Genomic DNA, 16983 nt, shown 5'->3' with positions numbered 1-16983 from the left:
CCCCACAGGTGATGCCCGCCACTCGACAGAAGTCGCAATTCAATCCCGAGCAATCTTGTCATTTGCCAAGGCTTAGGGCAGGGTCGATACCACTGACATCTCTGCCAAAGGAGTCACTCCATGTCAAAGCTATATCCCGGTATCGATCCTGAGGGGCTGGTCGAGTACTCAGTGGTCTACACCGACCGCTCGCTCAACCACATGTCGCAGTCATTCCAAGCCGTGATGAGGAACATTTCCACAACCCTGAAACAGGTCTACAACGCCCAGGCTGTCGCGGTGGTCCCGGGCAGCGGCACATTTGGCATGGAGGCGGTGGCACGACAGTTTGCCACCGACCAGCAATGTCTGGTGATACGCAACGGCTGGTTCAGTTATCGCTGGAGCCAGATCCTGGAGATGGGCAATATCCCGGCGGCCACTACGGTGCTCAAAGCCCGACCGGTCGACACGGGTCGACAAGCTGCCTACGCCCCACCGCCTCTGGACGACGTGCTGGCAGCCATTGAGGCTTCGAGGCCGCAGATTGTCTTCGCCCCCCACGTTGAAACCTCATCAGGGATCATCCTGCCCGACGACTACCTGCGGGCCGTCGGCGACGCCGTGCATGCGGTAGGTGGCCTGTTCGTACTGGACTGCATCGCCTCAGGCACGCTTTGGGTTGATATGCAAAAATGCGCAGTCGACCTGCTGATCAGCGCACCGCAGAAAGGCTGGAGCGCCTCCCCTTGCTGCGCCCTGGTGATGTTCAGTTCTTTGGCCCTCGAGCGCATCGAGCAGACGCAGAGCAGCAGCTTCGCCTGCGACCTGAAAAAGTGGCTTCAGATCATGCAGGCCTACGAACAGGGCGGACACGCCTACCATGCGACCATGCCCAGCGATTCCCTCGCGCGGTTCAACGAAGTGATGAAAGAGACGCAAGCCTACGGTTTCGACAGGGTCCGCGGTGAACAACAGGCCCTGGGCGATCGGGTGCGCGCAATGTTGACCGGCAAAGGCATTAAAAGCGTGGCCGCAGCCGGCTTTCAGGCCCCTGGCGTAGTGGTGAGCTACACCGATGATGCCGACATCAAGAGCGGCAAGAAATTTGCCAACCACGGCCTGCAGATCGCCGCCGGAGTGCCGTTGCAATGCGACGAGCCGGCCGACTTCCAGACGTTCCGCATCGGTCTGTTCGGGCTCGAAAAGCTGCACAATATCGAGCGCACGGTCAGCACCCTAGAGCAGGCGCTCGACGAAGTGATGGTTAACTAAGCCCTCAGCGTGCCCGCAGCACAGACCGAACCGGTGAATACTCGGAAGGTATCTTGCCCGGGCACTGCCGACCCTAGCCGCATTCAAGAAGGAATTCCCAAATACGGCTTGCACGGGCGGATGATCGGCGGCGGTAGGCCGCTAGTTGCCCCGCCCTCCTCCAAACGACCACTCATCGCTGGCCGTCGTGGTGATAACCACCATGACATCCTCTGCGCTCAGTCCCGTCGCCCGTCCCAACCTCTCGACCAGATCGCGGTAAAAAAGCTGTTTCGTCTCAACACTTCGAGGGCGACCAGCGGTAATCGCGATCAGCACAAAGTCATGGCTACGCGGCCCACCCAGATAGTGGGGATCAAATATCAGCTCGCCGACCGCATGCTGGTCAAAGGCCTGGAAACGATCTGTCTTCGGCACTTCGAAGCTCTCGACCAAGGCGTCGTGCAGTCCCTCGGACAATGCCTGTAAATACTCGGCCGACTTCCCCCGGTGCAGTGAAATGCGTGCAAATGGCATCAACGATTACTCCTGACAATTTGAAGGGCAAGCCTGAAGCTCACTGAGCAGATTCAGCGCCGAGGCGGCTGTCGGCCAACCTGAGTAAAACGCCAGATGGGTAATGACTTCAGCCAGTTCATCGACACACAAACCGTTATCCAGTGCGCGTTTCAAATGAAAGGGCAGTTGCTCCAGACGGTACATCGCCACCAGCGCGGCCACCGTCGCCAGACTGCGTTCTCGGGGCTTCAATTGAGTCCGGGTCCACATGTCGCCAAACAATATGTTGTCGGTGAGTTCGGCAAACTTCTGCGGGTAGTTGCTGAGGTTTTCTCGCCCCGTGACCGTCGATTCACTCATGTTGTTTTTCCCTCTGATATCCAAATGACTGAGGAAAACTAACAAGTCGAAACCATTCCGAATATCAGATTTAATAGCATCAATCATCCTGGATTAGTGGACTATTGAATGCGCCGCCCTACCTTCGATCTTGACGTATTGCGCACCTTCGTCACCGGCGTGGACTACAACAGTTTTGCCAAAGCGGCGGATCGGCTCGGTCGGTCGACGTCTGCCGTGAGCGCCCAATTGAAGAAGCTCGAGGAGCAGGTCGGTACGCCGGTACTGGCCAAATCCGGTCGCGGGCTGGTCTTGACCCCCATGGGGGAAACACTGCTCAGCCATGCCCGCCGGTTGCTGGAACTGAACGACGGCATTTTCCAGACGCTGCACGAAAACCAGACCGCCGGGACCCTACGCCTCGGGCTACAGGAGGACTTCGGGGAACATTTCCTGAGCGATATCCTGCGACGCTTCGTCCAGACTTATCCAAGAGTGAATCTCGAAGTCCGAATCGCCCGTAACGCCGAACTGCTTGCTCTGGTCGAAAGTGCAGATCTGGACCTGGCGCTGACCTGGGACACCGGGCACATGTCACCCTATGCCACGCGCTTGGGCGAAACCCGGATGCACTGGATCGGGGCCCGCGATACGCCATTGTTGACTGCCCTTGATGACTCACCGCTGCCATTGATCATGTTCGACGCGCCTTGCGTATTGCGCAGCGTCGCCACCCAGGCGCTGGATGCCGCGCAGATACCCTGGCGAATTGCCCTGACCAGCCCCAGCGTCGCTGGTCTCTGGGCGGCCGTCGCCGCCGGATTGGGCCTGACGCTGCGCACCCGAATCGGACTGCCGAGCCATCTCACCGTCGTTTCTGGCCTGCCACCCGTGCCAAGCCTTGGCTATATGCTGCACAGCGCAGGCGACGAGCAGACACCTGCCACCCGAGTTTTGGCTGGATTGATCAAAACGAGCCTGGAAGAACAGGCATTGCGTTTCACGATGACGAAATAATCGAAGGTGCCCGGGACGTTCCTGGAGGGTGCAAACACCTACAAGATGCGCCTTGCGCCAAACGCGCCAGCGGCGCTGTTTGCCCTCTCCGGTGCAGATGCCCACTTTTGCCTGGCGCCTGGACGATCAAGAAGTCGCGGCGGTGGTGAGCTTCATTCGCAGGAGCCAAGGTAACCAACGCAACGCGGTTACCGCCAAAGATTATCGAAACTGCGTACCAGCGATATCAAACACACTTCTGTGATGACCTCGGGCAGGTGGCAAAACATTCAATATGCGCGGGAGGTCTGCCAGTAAAGATATCGGACAGGCCTCCCGACTCATGGCGCAAAGTGAGCCAACTGCACTCACCCGCCGGCATCGCAGCCAGACAATCTCTTGCTACAGGCCGATTGCGTATGAATCCCCAGCGATTCAGGCCACCGCGCCACGCTCAATCGCAAAGTTGTTCCAGGCTTGGGTTACCGGCATCACTTCCAGGCTGTTGATGTTGATATGCGCCGGCTGGTTCATCAGCCAAAAGATAGTCTCGGCGATGTCCGCAGGTTGCAGCGGCTGGGCGTTGGCGTACACGGCGTTGTACTTCTGGGTGTCGCCGGCAAATCGCACTAGCGAGAATTCGCTTTCGCACAAGCCTGGTTCCAGGTTGGTGACCCGCACCCCGGTACCTTGCAGGTCGCAACGCAGGTTCAACGAAAACTGCCGCACGAAGGCCTTGGTGGCGCCGTACACGTGGCTACCGGGGTACGGCCAGTTTCCGGCAATGGAACCGAGGTTAACGATGCTTGCCCCGGTGCCGTGAGCGATCAGACGCGGCAGCAGCAGTCGGGTGCTGTAAAGCAATCCCTTGATGTTGGTGTCGACCATGGTTTCCCAGTCATCCAGCGAGCAGGCCTGGGCCGCTTCGGTACCCAGCGCCAGGCCCGCGTTGTTGATCAGCCCGCGAAGGGTCTTGAAGTGCTCCGGCAATTGGTCGATCGCCGTTTCCATGGCATCGCGCTCGCGCACGTCCAGGACCAAAGGCCATACATCGCTCTGCCTGCCCAATTCGTTGGCCAGGCGCAGCAAGCGTTCTTCGCGGCGGCCGGTGAGCACCATCGACCAGCCGGCCCGGGCGAAGCGTCGCGCGCAGGCTTCGCCGAAACCGGAGGTGGCGCCGGTGATAAACACAGTAGGTTGCATGATCAATCTCCAGATGTCAGGACCATGACCGGCCCAGCAGGCCCAAGCCTGCCAACGCCAGCAATAGCCATTGGGTGAGTCGTGCCGCGTGGTCGGCGCGAATGTGCAGGAACAACCTCTGCCCTATCCACAGCCCGGACAACAGTGGCAAGAGTAGTGTCAGGGCCTGCTGTGGGACCTTCGGCCCGATGGAATGGGCCAACGCCAGCCCGGCCAGGGCCGCCAGGTCCACGGCGAAAAAGAACATGATCAGAGTGGCCCGCAGCGGCCGGGCACGCAGCCCGCTGTGGCTGAGCCAGGCGACCACCAGAGGCCCGCCGATGGAAAACGCGGCGATCAATGCCCCGCTGCCGCCGCCCACCAGCCATGCCCCCCAAGGTCCACGGCCAATGGGTAACGTCACCCGCGTCAACCCGAGCAATGCCAGCGTCGCCACCAGCATGTACACGCCAAGGCTCAACCATTCGCTGTCGATCCCGGTCAGCAGCCAGATGCCGCAGGGTACGCCGACCGCCGCCGCGACCAGAACCCGACGCAACAGCGGGTAATCGGCCTCGGCCCATGCATCGCGCAACAACATCAGGCTCGACGCCACCTCCAGGCACAACACCAGGGGTACGGCATCGCGCAGGGATCCGAGCATCGCCAGTCCGACGACCGCGATGGCCGCGAAGCCAAATCCTGTGAGACCACGTACAACGGCGGCTACCAGCACGCACAAGGCACTCAAGGTCCAATTCAATTCCGGGCTCACGGCGTGCTCCTTTGACAATGACGCCACTCTAGTCAGGCATCGGTGCACGCTTTAGAGCCAGATGGGCTTTTCAATGGGTCCAGTATTGGCCGTTCTGGCTCCATCGAAATGCCCAACTGGATCTAAGCACGCCGCGACCGCATGGCTAGGCTGCGGGGTATCCGGCCGATCTGTGCCCACCCTCAGGAGTAACCCCATGGCAACGAACCTGAACCATCAATGGATGCCCTTCACCGACAACCGGGAGTTTCAACGTGCCCCACAACTGTTCGTGCGTGCCGAGGGTGTGCGCTACTGGACATCTGAAGGTCGGGAGCTGCTCGACGGCAGCTCGGGGCTGTTCTGCTGTGCGGCCGGGCATGGCCGCACCGAAATCGCCGAGGCGGTGTGCAAGCAACTGCTGACCCTGGATTTCACCCCGCATTTCCAGCGTGCTTCGCCGTTGTCTTTCGAGCTTGCCGAGCGCCTTTGCCACCTCCTGCCGGCGGGCTTGAACAAGCTGTTCTTCACCAACTCCGGTTCCGAGTCGGTGGACAGCGCAATGAAGATCGCCCTGGCTTACCACCGGGCCAACGGCCAGGCTCAGCGCACCCGTTTCGTGTCGCGTGAATGGGCCTACCATGGGGTCAATTTCGGCGGTGTGGCCCTGTCGGGCATGATGCGCAATCGCCAGGCCTTCGCCGCCGGCGGTCTGCCCCACGTCAGTCACATGCGCCACACCTGGCAGGAAGACCAGCGCTATCAATTGGGCGAGCCCGCCCAGGGCGGGGACCTGGCCAGCGACCTTGAGCGCATCATCGCTACCCATGGCGCCGACAGCATTGCGGCGTGCTTTGTCGAGCCCATCGCCGGATCCATCGGTGTCTATGTACCGCCAGCCGGCTACCTGCAGCGCCTGCGCGACATCTGCGACCGCCACGGAATCCTGCTGGTATTCGACGAAGTGATCACCGGTTTCGGTCGGACGGGAGAGGCGTTTGCCGCGCAAAGCTTCGCGGTCAAGCCGGACATTATTACCATGGCCAAGGCCTTGACCAACGGCGCGATTCCCATGGGCGCGGTGGCCGTCGACGAAGCGATCTACGACGCCGTGGTCGGTGCCAGCCAAGGCCAGGGGCCAGAGCTGTTCCATGGCTATACCTACTCCGGTCACCCGGCAGCGTGCGCCGCCGCTCTGGCATCGTTGGACATTTACCGTGATGAGGACCTGTTCGGACGCGGTCAACAGTTGGCGCCCTACTTCATGGAGTCACTGGGCGGACTGCGCGGACTGCCCCAGGTCAGTGACTTGCGCGGCTACGGCCTGCTCAGCGGCATCCAACTGACCCCAGGGAGCTCGCCCGGGGCCAAGGGCGCGCAGGTACAGCGGGCGCTGTACGACGCCGGCCTGCACGTGAAAACGACAGGCGACGCGATCATCTTCGCCCCGGCGCTGGTGGCCAGCCGCAGCGACGTGGACGCGATGTTCGAGGTGCTCAAGAGCACCCTGGCCGAGGAAAGCCTTTAGGCCGGTTCGGCCTGGCGCAACTCGCGCCAGGCCTTGCCCAGTGCCTCGATGCCCGGCTCGATCAACGCCGTGGCGATCGCACCGAAGCCCAGCCGGAAGTAACATCCCGTGCGTCCCTCTCCGAGAAAATGAATATCCCCCGGCTCGATCAACACGCCGAGCCGGGCTACCCGACGTTGCAAGGCCCAGGCATCCACCATCGGCGGGCCGCTGACCCAGATCGATGAACCGCCCGCCATGCCACTGGCGTGGCACTCTGGCAAATGCTCGGCCAAGGCCCGGCTGATCACCCGCCATTTTCGCGCCAGCCGATCACGCTGGCGCCGGGCATGGGCATCGTAATGTCCCATGGCCAGGAACAGCGCCAGAATGCGCTGGTTGTTCGACGGCGGATGGCGGTACATGTACCGGCGCAAAGCGCGCAACTCATGGATCAGCTCGGCATCGGCGGCAACGAAGCCCAGCCGCACGCCCGGCAACAGGGTCTTGGTCAGGCTGCCCAGGTAAATCACCCGGCCACTGTCGTCGTAGCTCTTGAGCGCCGGGTGGTTGCTGCCGAGGAAGTTCTGCTCGCTTTCATAGTCGTCCTCGATAATCAGAAAGTCATTCTCGCGGGCACTGGCCAACAGCTCCAGGCGCCGGTACATCGGCATGGTCACCCCAGTCGGCGATTGGTGGCTGGGCGTGCAGAAGAGCATTTCGCACCCCTGCAATTGCTCGTCCACCACCAGTCCCTGCCGGTCAATGCGCAGGGGACGCAGCGTGCATCCGATCAGGCTGAAAATGTTCCGCGCATCGACATACCCGGGCTCTTCCAGGCCCATTTCGAGGCCAGGGCGACCCAACAGGCGCGCGATCATATAGAGCGAGTTCTGCGTGCCGACGGTTACCAGTACCTGTTCCGGTCGCGCCTGAATACCGCGTTTTGGCAACACCCGCTGGATGATCTGTTCCACCAGCAAGGGATCGTCGAGCATCACCTGGTCGTCGACCCAACTGCGCATGTGCGCGCCACTGGCGGCGATCCGCGCGCAATCGCGCCAGCGCGCGGCGGTCTGCTCGTCATCCTCTATCTGCCCGTAAATAAACGGGTAGCGGTACTCGCGCCAGTTGCGTGGCTTGACGATGGCGCGCATCTGCGCCGAACCGGTCTGCAGCCGATGTTCCCAGTCCGGGGCATGATCAGGCCGCTCGAAGAGTGCCGGGGATTTCGGTCGCAGGCTGACGTTGAGTTGCTGGCGCAGAAATTTTTCATTGATGAAATAGCCACGCCGGTCCGAGGGGGTGAGGTAGCCGTCTTGCACCAATTGTTCGTAGACCAGTACCACGGTGTTGCGCGATACCTTGAGCAACTGGCACAGCTTACGCGATGAGGGCATGGCGTCACTGGGCGGCAGCGCGCCATCGAGGATGGCGTTGAGCAGGCTCTCGCGCAGTTGCTCCTGCAAGCCGCGACCGGCTTCGAACGGACGAAAATAACGCTCCAACATAGTTCCTGCTCCCTTGATGGCGCACCTCGATGGCGCACCTGTCGTGCTGCACGCCCTACCCCCAAAGGTCTGGCGGGATAGCTGGCACCAAAGCCCGGCGCATCTGGATCTAAAGCAAGCAACGGGCCGGCACTAAGATCGAGTTGTGCGAAAAACAATGCCTTCCACCTTAGGAGCCACACCATGCTCAAGCCCCTGCACCAATGGATTCGACACTCACTGCTGTTACCCGCCGCCGCGCTGACCCTGGGCCTTGCAACTGTTGCCCAGGCACAGACGGTGACTATCGGCGTGCAAAGCATGTTCGCGCCGTGGAAGAACGCCATCGCCGAGAAGCAATTCGAGAAGGCCACTGGCTGGGACATCCAATGGCGCAACTTCGACAGCGGTGGCGATGTGATGCTGGCTATGGCCTCCGGTGACGTGCAGATCGGCGTGGCCGGCAGCAGCCCGATTGCCGCCGCCGTAAGCCGTGGCGTGGACGCCCAGTTGTTCTGGATTCTGGACAACATCAATGACGCCGAAGCCCTGGTAGTGCGCAATGGCAGCGGCATCGTCGCGCCCCAAGACCTGGCGGGTAAAACCCTGGCCGTGCCTTTTGTGTCCACCACGCACTTTCATGCCTTGTTTGCCCTGGAACAGTTCGGCCTGAGCGGCAAGGTCAAGGTCATCAACCTGCAGCCTTCGGACATCCCGGCCGCGTGGGAGCGCGGCGACATCGACGCGGCGTTCATCTGGGACCCGGCATTGGGTCGCCTCAAGCAAAGCGGGCAGGTGTTGCTGACCTCCGGGCAGTTGACCCAATGGGGCAAGGCCACCTTCGACGGCATCGTGGTCGACCGCAAGTTCGCCGCCGAGCACGGCGCCGGCATGCTTGCCCTGACCAAGGTGTTGCAGGCCAGCACCGCCGACTACGTGAAGGCGCCTGGCAGTTGGACCGCCGACTCGCCGCAAGTGATCAACGTGGCGCGCCAGTCCGGTGCCAAGCCTGACGAAGTGCCTCCCGTGCTGGCCCTTTACCAGTTTCCTCTGGCCACCGAACAGGCCGGTGCCAACTGGCTGGGGGCGGGCAAGGACGGTGGCGCGGCCAAGGCGCTGGCGGCCACTGCCGCCTTCCTCAAAGAACAGAAAAAAATCCCCTCGCTGCTGCCCGACTACAGCGTCGCGATCAACCCGGGCTTCGTCCAGGCCACCGAGTAAACCCAGCAACGGGCGGCGCGAGTCACCCCACCAAGAGGAAAAAGCCATGGGCCTGAGCCTGAAAATCCACGACGTGTCGGTACACTATCCCGGTCAGCAGAAAGGCCTGCGGGTAACGGCCCTGGCCGGGGTCAACCTGGACATCGCCAGCGGCGATTTCGTCGTCGCCCTGGGGGCGTCGGGCTGCGGCAAGACCACCCTGCTCAACCTGATGGCCGGCTTCATCCAGCCCAGCAGTGGTTTGATCACCCTGGGTGATTTCCACGGCCAGGTGCCGCAACAGACCTCGGCGGTGGCACAATTGCGCGACCAGGTCACCGGGCCAGGGTCCGAACGCGGCGTAGTTTTCCAGAAGCATGCGTTACTGCCCTGGTTGAATGTGCTCGACAACGTCGCCTTCGGCCTGAAACTTCGCGGCGTGGCCAGGGCGGAGCGCGAGGAGCGCGCACGGTACTTCCTGGAGCTCACGGGGCTGGCGGATTTCGCCGGCCACGCGGTGTATCAGCTGTCCGGCGGTATGCAACAACGGGTAGGAATCGCCCGGGCGTTGACCAATGATCCGCAGATGCTGTTGCTTGACGAGCCGCTCGGAGCACTGGATGCACTGACCCGCGAACGCTTGCAGGAACTGATCCTGCAGATCTGGATACGCACCGAAAAAATGATGTTTTTTATCACCCATGACGTCGAAGAAGCCCTGTTCATGGCCACCCGGCTGATCATCATGTCGCCACGTCCAGGCCGCATCACTCACGAGTTCCCGATCGACTTCGGCCGCCGTTTTCTCGCCGGCCAGGACGCCCGAACGGTGAAATCCAGTGCCGAATTCATTGCCCTGCGCGAGCAGGTGTTGAGCATTATCCACGGTGACGAGGAGGCCGCATGAGCCTGATGGACGAAAAACAACGCAACGCCGTGCTGCGCACCCTCAATGAACTGCGACGTGCCGCGCCCGCCCGACCGGGCGAACAGTATGGTGCACCGGGCAATGGTTCGAGCCTGGTCTTGAGCCTGGTCACCGTGGCACTGGCGTTTGCCACCTGGTACATCGCAACCAACGCCGGTTGGATCAAACCGCTGTTCCTGCCATCGCCCGAGGCCGTCTGGGCACAATTTCTGGACGTGGCCCGCGACGGGTTCGCCGACGCGACCTTGCTCAACCACATCGGCTGGAGTGCCCTGCGTGTCTTCGGGGCGTTTGTCCTGGCAGTGCTCACGGCGATCCCGGTGGGGATCATGATGGGTGTCAATCGCGTGGCCCGCGGGATTTTCGACCCGCTGGTGGAGTTCTACCGGCCACTACCGCCGCTGGCGTATTTGCCATTGGTGGTGATCTGGATGGGCATCGGTGAGGGCTCCAAGGTGCTGCTGATCTACCTGGCGATGTTCGCCCCGCTGGCCCTCAGCGCACGCGCCGGGGTCAAGTCGGTGGCCATCGAACAGATTCATGCCGCCTACTCCATGGGCGCCAGTCGTGCCCAGGTGCTGCGTCACGTGATCATGCCAGCGGCGCTGCCGGAGGTACTGACCGGCATGCGCATCGCAATTGGCTTCGGCTGGACCACCCTGGTGGCCGCCGAGATGGTTGCGGCCACAGCTGGTCTGGGCTTCATGGTGTTGACCGCTTCAAAATTCATGGCCACCGACGTGGTGATCATGGGTATCTTGGTCATCGGCGTCATGGCCTTGCTGTTCGACCTGGGCATGCGTTGGCTGGAACGGCGCCTGGTACCTTGGAAAGGCAAGGCCTGAGCATGCCTGCGGTTTCGCAGGCAACGCCCGGTAGTTGTTCGGGCATCGGCTGCCCCCGGCGTGATGGGCAGAAAACGGGCGATTCTGTTGAAAAAGTCGGTCATTTAAAGCGGCCTGATCATTAACCGGTAAACATTCCTTTTTGACACGCTGCTGTGTGAAATGTGCGTCTGGAAAATAGCTGCTGAAAGTAAAGATTTCGATCCGGGACGCGTAGTTTTCAGCTGCGGAAACCATGGCCGACTTTTTCAACAGAATCGGTCGACTTCTGCCGGTCACGACAGGCAGAAACCGGCCAGGAGCAGTCATTCGAGATATGTCCTCTAAGCAGACGCCCCCTACCTGCTCATCCACTGAGCCCACTTCAAACGAGGCGTATGCCCGAACAGAATTCCGCCGTCCAATTTACGCCGCGGGCCTGCCAGATTGGAAATGCTACGAATCACAATGTTCAACCCCTGTGTATGCGTGTGCCTCACAACATCGCAAGGCATGCAAAGGGGCGCACATTAATGCATTGATTCAGGGTTACGACCCACCCCACTGGAGGGGGTGCGTCATCCGCGCTTGCGCGCAACGATAATGGCTTCGTAACGACTCGACACCCCGAGTTTGATGAACATGTTCTTCAGGTTCCATTTGACGGTCTGCACGCTGATGTTGAGTGCCAGTGCGATGTGTTTGTTGGACATGGACTGTTCCAGCAGCGTGAGAATCTCCTGCTCGCGCTTGGTCAGCGGCTCTGTGTCATCGTAAGACCCCGTTAACGGTGCCGTAGACTTGTCACTGATTGGTAAAGTGATTTGCTTCATGCCGATCAGCAGTTGCTGCTGATACTGCACAAGCGTCTCCACTGACTGACAGTCCAGCCTGGCCAGCAAGTCACGTAATGCTTCGCTTTCGTCAAGAAACGTCCGTACCAAGCCCAATCGGTAACCTGAAGCGAGCGCTGTTGTTAGACTGTCGCGGGATGCCTCATCATTCCCGAGCCTATCCAATGCTATTGCTTTGAGAAGATCAGCTTTGACCAACAGCGTCCCCCTGTTGAGCAAGGTCGCGACTTCATGAACTTCCTCGATCGCCAGCAGTGCTGCCTCCGGTTCCTGCCTGGCCAGCGCCAGGCGAGCCCGTGACAAACTAGCCGCGGCGGTAATTGCGCTTTGGCATGATTTGGAACGTTGTGGCTGTAAAACTAGGTCATCGAGGGATGCCTGCAACGATTCTCCATGTCGCCAGTCACCGGCTTTCAGCACCAGGTTGACCTGCTCGGCAAGCATGACGGCAACGCCATGGTTCAACCCCAGCGCGCGGAAATGGCTTTCTTTTTTTGCGACATAGTCGAGCGCACTCCTTACGCCTTCCTGCAGGAACTGCAGCCGTGCATAAGTACGGGCGGCGCAGTACATGTATTCAGGCGCAGAAAAATGCAGCATGTCCAGGCGGTTGGCGAGGGTTTCTCGGGCGTCGTCGATGCGGTCAAGTTCGTACCACAACTCAGCCAGAATCGCCGCCGTACTGGTCGCACTTATCGAACGACGCCCATGATGGGTTTCCGCGTCTGCAAGGACGCTCGAACAGATGCGTTCGGCTTCCAGCACGTTGCCTTCGTACAGCGCGACGACACCCAGGGTGCTGCGGTTGACCAGCGCCACCTCGCTTGTGTTGCTGAGCATGAGGTGGTCAGCCAAGGCGTTGAATCGGCTTCGCGCCTGAGCATACTGTCCGATGGTGGCAAGCGCGGCCACGGTCAGCCCCCAGCGGAAGTACTCGAAAAAAGCATGCCCCAATGGCGCGTCGCCAATCTCGTTCAGATAGACCAGGCCGCTTTCCACGTCCTCGTCCATCTCTGCGATCAACGCCTGCAGCAATTTGATTTGCAACGCCTGGGTTGGTGTCGGGTGGCTCGACGTCAGGATGTCTTTCCAATGCCTGGCCGTGTCCAGATGGCCGACCATCACCGCACTCCAGGCCCCCATCAGCATCAATCGCGGATGTTGGGCGAGAAGCTCTGTCGGCACGCGCTCGATCCAGCGCATGAAGACGCCAAGATGACTGAGATTGGCCAGAGTAGGAATGGCCCGTTCAAGGATCTCCACTACCGTCTGAAAATCACCGCTGAGCACCGCGTGTCGAACAGCTTCGGTAAAGAGCTCCTCATTGGCGAACCATTGAGCAGCACGCAGGTGCAGCCCACTGACGTCGATCCCGCCCTGCTCCAGGCGCTGGTTGAGGAACTCAGCGAACATTGGATGCAGCCGATACCACTCAAAACGATCTTCCATGTCCACCGGCAGCAAAAACAGGTTTCGTGCTTCAATGGATGCAATCAGCTGCGGGGCATGCTCGTTTTCCGTGACATAGGCGGCCAAGGGAGAACTGAAACGACGCAAAACCGATATTTTCTGCATGAACTGGAACAACTCATCGGGTAGATCGCCAATGACGTCCTCGGAAAGGTACGCACCAAGACTCGCGCTGTTGAGCAACTGCCTGCCGGGTTTCGGCGACTTACCAGGCTTGGCCTTCATCGAGATCGACACCAGTTGCAGGCCGATCGGCCATCCGTTGGTCAAGTCGTGAATCGAATGTGCGGCGTCTAGATCGATATTGGCATCCAGATGATTCTTGAGAAAACTGAAGGACTCGCGAAAGGCGAACGACAGTTCAGTGCCGTCAATCTCGCAAAGCTCGCCCATTGCCCGCAGGCGACCGAGCAATAGCGGCGTCGCCACCCGTGATGCCAAGACAATGTGCAAATTCCCTGGGGCCGCGTCGACCAGCGCCTGTATCAGCGCCAAGATCGCGGGATCGGTGATGTGGTGAAAATCGTCGATCATCAGGTATTGCTCGGCCCCATCCCGGTCGAGCGTATTGACCAGGGCTGCGCACATCGCCTGCTGCCAACCAGTCTTACCCGCGTCGCTTATCAGCCACAGGTCGTCCTCCAGAACCAGTCCGATTTTTTGCAGGGTACCGATCAACCCAGCGCAGAACGTCGTCCTCGATGCATCCTCGGAAATCAGCGAAAGCCAAGCAACGCGCGCCCCCTCCTTGACCAATTCCATTCGCCATTGCGCCATCAACGTGGTCTTTCCAAACCCGGCGCTGCCGGTGATGACCATTAGTTTTTTATGGCGCGCATCGTTCAGACGCGCCATCAGTTCCTCACGCAATACAGCTTGGCTGGAGAGGCGCGGCGGAGCGAATTTGGTGCTGACAAGCAGGGTGTTGGGTTTCATCAGGCAAAACTCGAGCGAGGGCGATGAAGGTGACACCACTCCAGCGGGGTGGGCGAAAATCATCGGCAATGCATTAACTTGGAAGCATTCGGACTATGAGTGAACTTGAGATGGTATGTCCACCGATGACAGATGCCCAAAGACTTTCAATCGACAGCATGCGCACCTTTGTGCAGCGTGAAATTGCACCCGTCGCCAGTCTATTGCGCCACGCCGCAGCACCGCGCGATCAGCTGCTGGAACTCACTCAGGCGGTCGCCGAGTTCGGCTTGCCTGGCATGGTGGTGACCAGGTCCCTCGGAGGTCACGGCGTCGACTGGGTGACCCAGGGCAGACTGTTCGAAGAGTTGGCAGCAGGCAGTGTCGAACTTGCCTGTCAGGTATTGCTCAATACGCTCGCAACGACGCTGGTGATGCAGCATCCGGCGCTGGCTGAGCGCTATCTCCCCGAGTTGATCGCTGGCCGCAGACTTGTCGGAATCACCCGGAACGGCCCGACCAGTGCACTGCACGGTCGACGCAAAGGCGACGAGTGGCTCATTGACGGCAGATGCGACAACATCAGCGCAAGCCTGCAGACCGACTTGCTCATTTGTGCGGTTCGCGAACACTCGAAGGCTTCCTCATGGATATTGCTGGATCGCTCGGAAGACCGCTTCGAGATCCGTCATTACCACGATGTTGAAGGTGAGAAGCACATATGCCTGCAGATCACTCAGGCCCGACTCCCGACACAGCGCTGGCTCGGCGATGCAGCCCCTGCCTCGCTGATGACACGCCATGTGCTGGATACATTCAAATTGCATGAAGCGGTGATCCAATTGGCCCGTGGTCAGGCGTTGCTCGATGCATCGATGTCCCGGGCCAGGCACAACACGCAGTTCGGTCGCCCGATTGCCGCCCAGCACCTCGTGGCCATGCAGTTCGCCGAACTCGCCACCCAACTGGATGCTGCCCGGCTGATGTGCGGGTTGGGTTTTGCGCAACTCGATGCCGGTCGCCTGGATGGCAATATCGCCAGCCGCGCACGGTTGTTGACGGCCGAGATCGCGCAACGTATCGAACGGCGTATCAGCCGGATCGACAGCAGCAACGTCCCTCAGAACAACAACCCGAATTGGCCACACAACGGCGGACCGCTGGCTCTTCTCAGCGAGAGTATCGCCGAGGATGCGCAACGAATCGCCGTAGGCCTGATCGGCGAGTTACCCTGACTCTGAATATGCCAACGCGCGGCCAGGCCTGCACCTGAACCGCGCGGTTCCATCAGGGTTCCTCAGTCGAGTTTTTCGATGTCACTCAACACCCAACTGCGGTCGACCATCGCCTGTTGCGGTCCATAGATCCGGAACATGGTGAAGAACGGCTGGCCAGCCTGAGTGCTGATCCAGTTGGCTTCATGCCCGGTCGGCGGTTTCGGCCCGAAGTACAGATCGACGCTGCCATCAGGGTTCTTCTTCATCTGCTGGTTGTAGGAGTCAAGCCCGACTACCCTCGCCTCGCGGATGAACCCGGCAGTACGCGCGTCGTACACATCGAGCGCCCAGAAATCCCGTGCCGGCGCGTTGGCCGGGATGGTCAAGCGGTAGCTCTGGCTGCCATCAAGGGGCTCGCCTTTGCCGGTTTCGTAGCTTTTCATGTACACCTGTGGCCCCGGCGGCACGATGGGGCCGAACATGGCAAACCAGGCAAAAGCCCGCTCGTCCAGATAGACACCCTGCCCCGGCTCGATGAACGTCAGTTTGGTGCCAATCGCCTGTTTTGGCCCGGCCAGTGAGCGCCATTTGCGTCGCCCTTCCCAAACCTCGATACCCGATCGGGCGTAGCCGTCCATCATGTAGGCGTGTGCTTCACCGATGGCCGCGTCGAGTAGTTTCTGACGCTGGGCGTCTGCCTTGAAGTCCAGACCTTTACCAATGCCCAGCGCATTCAATTGCCCCATCATGCTCAGGTCGCGATCCTGCACCGGTTCTTCACTGACCATCCGCGCCAATGAGTCGTAGAAACTGGCGTCATAGCGGGCGATGGCTTCAAAGACTTTGTCGGCCACGTCTATGTAGCGGTTGGAGGCCGGTGTCTGCGCCTGCTCAAGTGGGTAAACTTTCAAGGTTTTCAGGTAGTCGACGCCATTCGCCAAGTCCTGAGTGCTGGTGGTTTGGGTGATGACCCTCAACAAGGTGTAGTTGTTGTAGGTGTTGCTTTGGATGGGGATGAAACCGGCCGGCACTTCACCCTTATAGCCCGGCGGCAACATCAGGTAGCGCCCACCTTTGCCCTGATCCTGCCCGCGGCTGCCGACATTGAGCAACGGGATGGTCCAGGCATCGAGCACTGCGCCATAGAGACCTGCCGTAGTGGTTGCCGGAATATCCAGAACAACAGGGCCATCCTTCAGATTGACGAAAGTCATGACGTAAATGGTGGAATGATTGGGGGTGGTGGTCTGGTTCTTCCAATCCGACGGACGCGACCAGTACATGACGTCGTTATAGCGTGCGCCGGCATCGCGAAAATAGGCCTGGCGCATGGCATCGAAGTTCACCAACGGCATGCCCCAGACCGCCGCTTCAACTGCACGGCGTTCAATCATGCGGGTGTGTAGGACTTCAGGGGTCAACAGTGTCTGGGTCTGGCTGAATGACGGCAGCGGAGCGCCGGTCAGTCCCAACCCCAACCCAAGGCTGATCAAGCAGGCTGCAAGCAAGGTCTTGCGGCCACGCGACCCGACATTTGTGCAGTGAGATTGCATAG

The 16983-nt window shown here is 60.3% G+C and carries 14 protein-coding genes; 7 read left to right on the top strand and 7 right to left on the bottom strand.

The genetic code is table 11. The annotated features are described in order from the left end of the window. Positions 1-120: 120 nt before the first annotated feature. Positions 121-1254 (top strand): aminotransferase class V-fold PLP-dependent enzyme, encoded by a 1134-nt coding sequence (locus tag AD668_RS13215; RefSeq protein WP_053159369.1) that lies wholly within the window; start codon positions 121-123, stop codon positions 1252-1254. Positions 1255-1395: 141 nt separating this feature from the next. Here AD668_RS13215 and AD668_RS13210 read toward each other — a convergent pair whose 3' ends face one another. Together AD668_RS13210 and AD668_RS13205 are read right to left on the bottom strand one after the other, a co-directional pair. Next, positions 1396-1770: a tautomerase family protein gene (locus AD668_RS13210; protein WP_053159367.1), complete on the bottom strand. Its 375-nt coding sequence runs from the start codon at positions 1768-1770 to the stop codon at positions 1396-1398. A 6-nt stretch (positions 1771-1776) separates the two neighbouring features. Further along, a complete protein-coding gene (locus AD668_RS13205; protein WP_053159364.1) occupies positions 1777-2112 on the bottom strand; it encodes a carboxymuconolactone decarboxylase family protein in 336 nt (111 codons plus the stop codon). Positions 2113-2220: 108 nt separating this feature from the next. Between AD668_RS13205 and AD668_RS13200 the strand changes: the two genes are divergently transcribed. Beyond that, positions 2221-3108 (top strand): LysR substrate-binding domain-containing protein, encoded by an 888-nt coding sequence (locus AD668_RS13200; RefSeq protein WP_053159362.1) that lies wholly within the window; start codon positions 2221-2223, stop codon positions 3106-3108. Between the two features lie 414 nt (positions 3109-3522). Here AD668_RS13200 and AD668_RS13195 read toward each other — a convergent pair whose 3' ends face one another. Both AD668_RS13195 and AD668_RS13190 read right to left on the bottom strand, forming a co-directional pair. Continuing rightward, positions 3523-4290, bottom strand: a complete 768-nt coding sequence (locus AD668_RS13195; RefSeq protein WP_053159360.1) for an SDR family oxidoreductase — start codon at positions 4288-4290, stop codon at positions 3523-3525. A 16-nt stretch (positions 4291-4306) separates the two neighbouring features. Further along, positions 4307-5044, bottom strand: a complete 738-nt coding sequence (locus tag AD668_RS13190; RefSeq protein ID WP_053159359.1) for a sulfite exporter TauE/SafE family protein — start codon at positions 5042-5044, stop codon at positions 4307-4309. 196 nt (positions 5045-5240) lie between these two features. Here AD668_RS13190 and AD668_RS13185 point away from each other — a divergent pair, with 196 nt between their 5' ends. Beyond that, positions 5241-6551: an aminotransferase class III-fold pyridoxal phosphate-dependent enzyme gene (locus AD668_RS13185; protein WP_053159356.1), complete on the top strand. Its 1311-nt coding sequence runs from the start codon at positions 5241-5243 to the stop codon at positions 6549-6551. On the opposite strand, the gene AD668_RS13180 is transcribed toward AD668_RS13185, so the two are convergent. After that, positions 6548-8041, bottom strand: coding sequence for a PLP-dependent aminotransferase family protein (locus AD668_RS13180; RefSeq protein ID WP_053159354.1), 1494 nt, complete (start codon positions 8039-8041; stop codon positions 6548-6550). The genes AD668_RS13185 and AD668_RS13180 overlap by 4 nt on opposite strands. 183 nt (positions 8042-8224) lie before the next feature. Between AD668_RS13180 and tauA the strand changes: the two genes are divergently transcribed. From tauA to AD668_RS13165, 3 genes are read left to right on the top strand one after another with little or no spacing between them, the layout of a single operon-like run. Continuing rightward, positions 8225-9241: a taurine ABC transporter substrate-binding protein gene (gene tauA / locus AD668_RS13175; RefSeq protein ID WP_053159352.1), complete on the top strand. Its 1017-nt coding sequence runs from the start codon at positions 8225-8227 to the stop codon at positions 9239-9241. Between the two features lie 46 nt (positions 9242-9287). After that, on the top strand, positions 9288-10127 hold the full coding sequence (locus AD668_RS13170) for a taurine ABC transporter ATP-binding protein (RefSeq protein ID WP_082344471.1): 840 nt from the start codon (positions 9288-9290) through the stop codon (positions 10125-10127). Beyond that, positions 10124-10993, top strand: coding sequence for an ABC transporter permease subunit (locus tag AD668_RS13165; RefSeq protein ID WP_053159349.1), 870 nt, complete (start codon positions 10124-10126; stop codon positions 10991-10993). Before AD668_RS13170 ends, AD668_RS13165 begins: the two co-directional genes overlap by 4 nt. A 557-nt stretch (positions 10994-11550) precedes the next feature. On the opposite strand, the gene AD668_RS13160 is transcribed toward AD668_RS13165, so the two are convergent. Next, positions 11551-14232 carry a LuxR C-terminal-related transcriptional regulator gene (locus AD668_RS13160; RefSeq protein WP_053159347.1) on the bottom strand — a complete coding sequence of 894 codons (2682 nt, stop codon included), beginning with the start codon at positions 14230-14232 and terminating at the stop codon, positions 11551-11553. 125 nt (positions 14233-14357) lie between these two features. Between AD668_RS13160 and AD668_RS13155 the strand changes: the two genes are divergently transcribed. Next, entirely contained in the window at positions 14358-15446 is a 1089-nt protein-coding gene (locus AD668_RS13155; RefSeq protein WP_053159345.1) for an acyl-CoA dehydrogenase family protein, read from the top strand. A 62-nt stretch (positions 15447-15508) separates the two neighbouring features. Here AD668_RS13155 and AD668_RS13150 read toward each other — a convergent pair whose 3' ends face one another. Then, positions 15509-16981, bottom strand: a complete 1473-nt coding sequence (locus AD668_RS13150; protein ID WP_053159343.1) for a DUF1254 domain-containing protein — start codon at positions 16979-16981, stop codon at positions 15509-15511. Positions 16982-16983: the final 2 nt, after the last annotated feature.

Source organism: Pseudomonas sp. P1.8, assembly GCF_001269805.1.
GTDB lineage: Bacteria > Pseudomonadota > Gammaproteobacteria > Pseudomonadales > Pseudomonadaceae > Aquipseudomonas.
Note: the sequence above shows the minus strand (reverse complement) of the source record. Positions and strands in the feature narration are given on the sequence as shown.

What these genes read in the sequence shown, in the direction of transcription:
- AD668_RS13165 (WP_053159349.1), top strand. Translation starts at nt 10,124, where the DNA reads ATGAGCCTGATGGACGAAAAACAACGCAACGCCGTGCTGCGCACCCTC.
- AD668_RS13155 (WP_053159345.1), top strand. Translation starts at nt 14,358, where the DNA reads ATGACAGATGCCCAAAGACTTTCAATCGACAGCATGCGCACCTTTGTG.
- AD668_RS13210 (WP_053159367.1), bottom strand. Translation starts at nt 1,770, where the DNA reads ATGCCATTTGCACGCATTTCACTGCACCGGGGGAAGTCGGCCGAGTAT.
- AD668_RS13215 (WP_053159369.1), top strand. Translation starts at nt 121, where the DNA reads ATGTCAAAGCTATATCCCGGTATCGATCCTGAGGGGCTGGTCGAGTAC.
- AD668_RS13170 (WP_082344471.1), top strand. Translation starts at nt 9,288, where the DNA reads ATGGGCCTGAGCCTGAAAATCCACGACGTGTCGGTACACTATCCCGGT.
- AD668_RS13205 (WP_053159364.1), bottom strand. Translation starts at nt 2,112, where the DNA reads ATGAGTGAATCGACGGTCACGGGGCGAGAAAACCTCAGCAACTACCCG.
- AD668_RS13150 (WP_053159343.1), bottom strand. Translation starts at nt 16,981, where the DNA reads ATGCAATCTCACTGCACAAATGTCGGGTCGCGTGGCCGCAAGACCTTG.
- AD668_RS13200 (WP_053159362.1), top strand. Translation starts at nt 2,221, where the DNA reads ATGCGCCGCCCTACCTTCGATCTTGACGTATTGCGCACCTTCGTCACC.
- AD668_RS13195 (WP_053159360.1), bottom strand. Translation starts at nt 4,290, where the DNA reads ATGCAACCTACTGTGTTTATCACCGGCGCCACCTCCGGTTTCGGCGAA.
- AD668_RS13180 (WP_053159354.1), bottom strand. Translation starts at nt 8,041, where the DNA reads ATGTTGGAGCGTTATTTTCGTCCGTTCGAAGCCGGTCGCGGCTTGCAG.
- AD668_RS13185 (WP_053159356.1), top strand. Translation starts at nt 5,241, where the DNA reads ATGGCAACGAACCTGAACCATCAATGGATGCCCTTCACCGACAACCGG.
- AD668_RS13160 (WP_053159347.1), bottom strand. Translation starts at nt 14,232, where the DNA reads ATGAAACCCAACACCCTGCTTGTCAGCACCAAATTCGCTCCGCCGCGC.
- tauA (WP_053159352.1), top strand. Translation starts at nt 8,225, where the DNA reads ATGCTCAAGCCCCTGCACCAATGGATTCGACACTCACTGCTGTTACCC.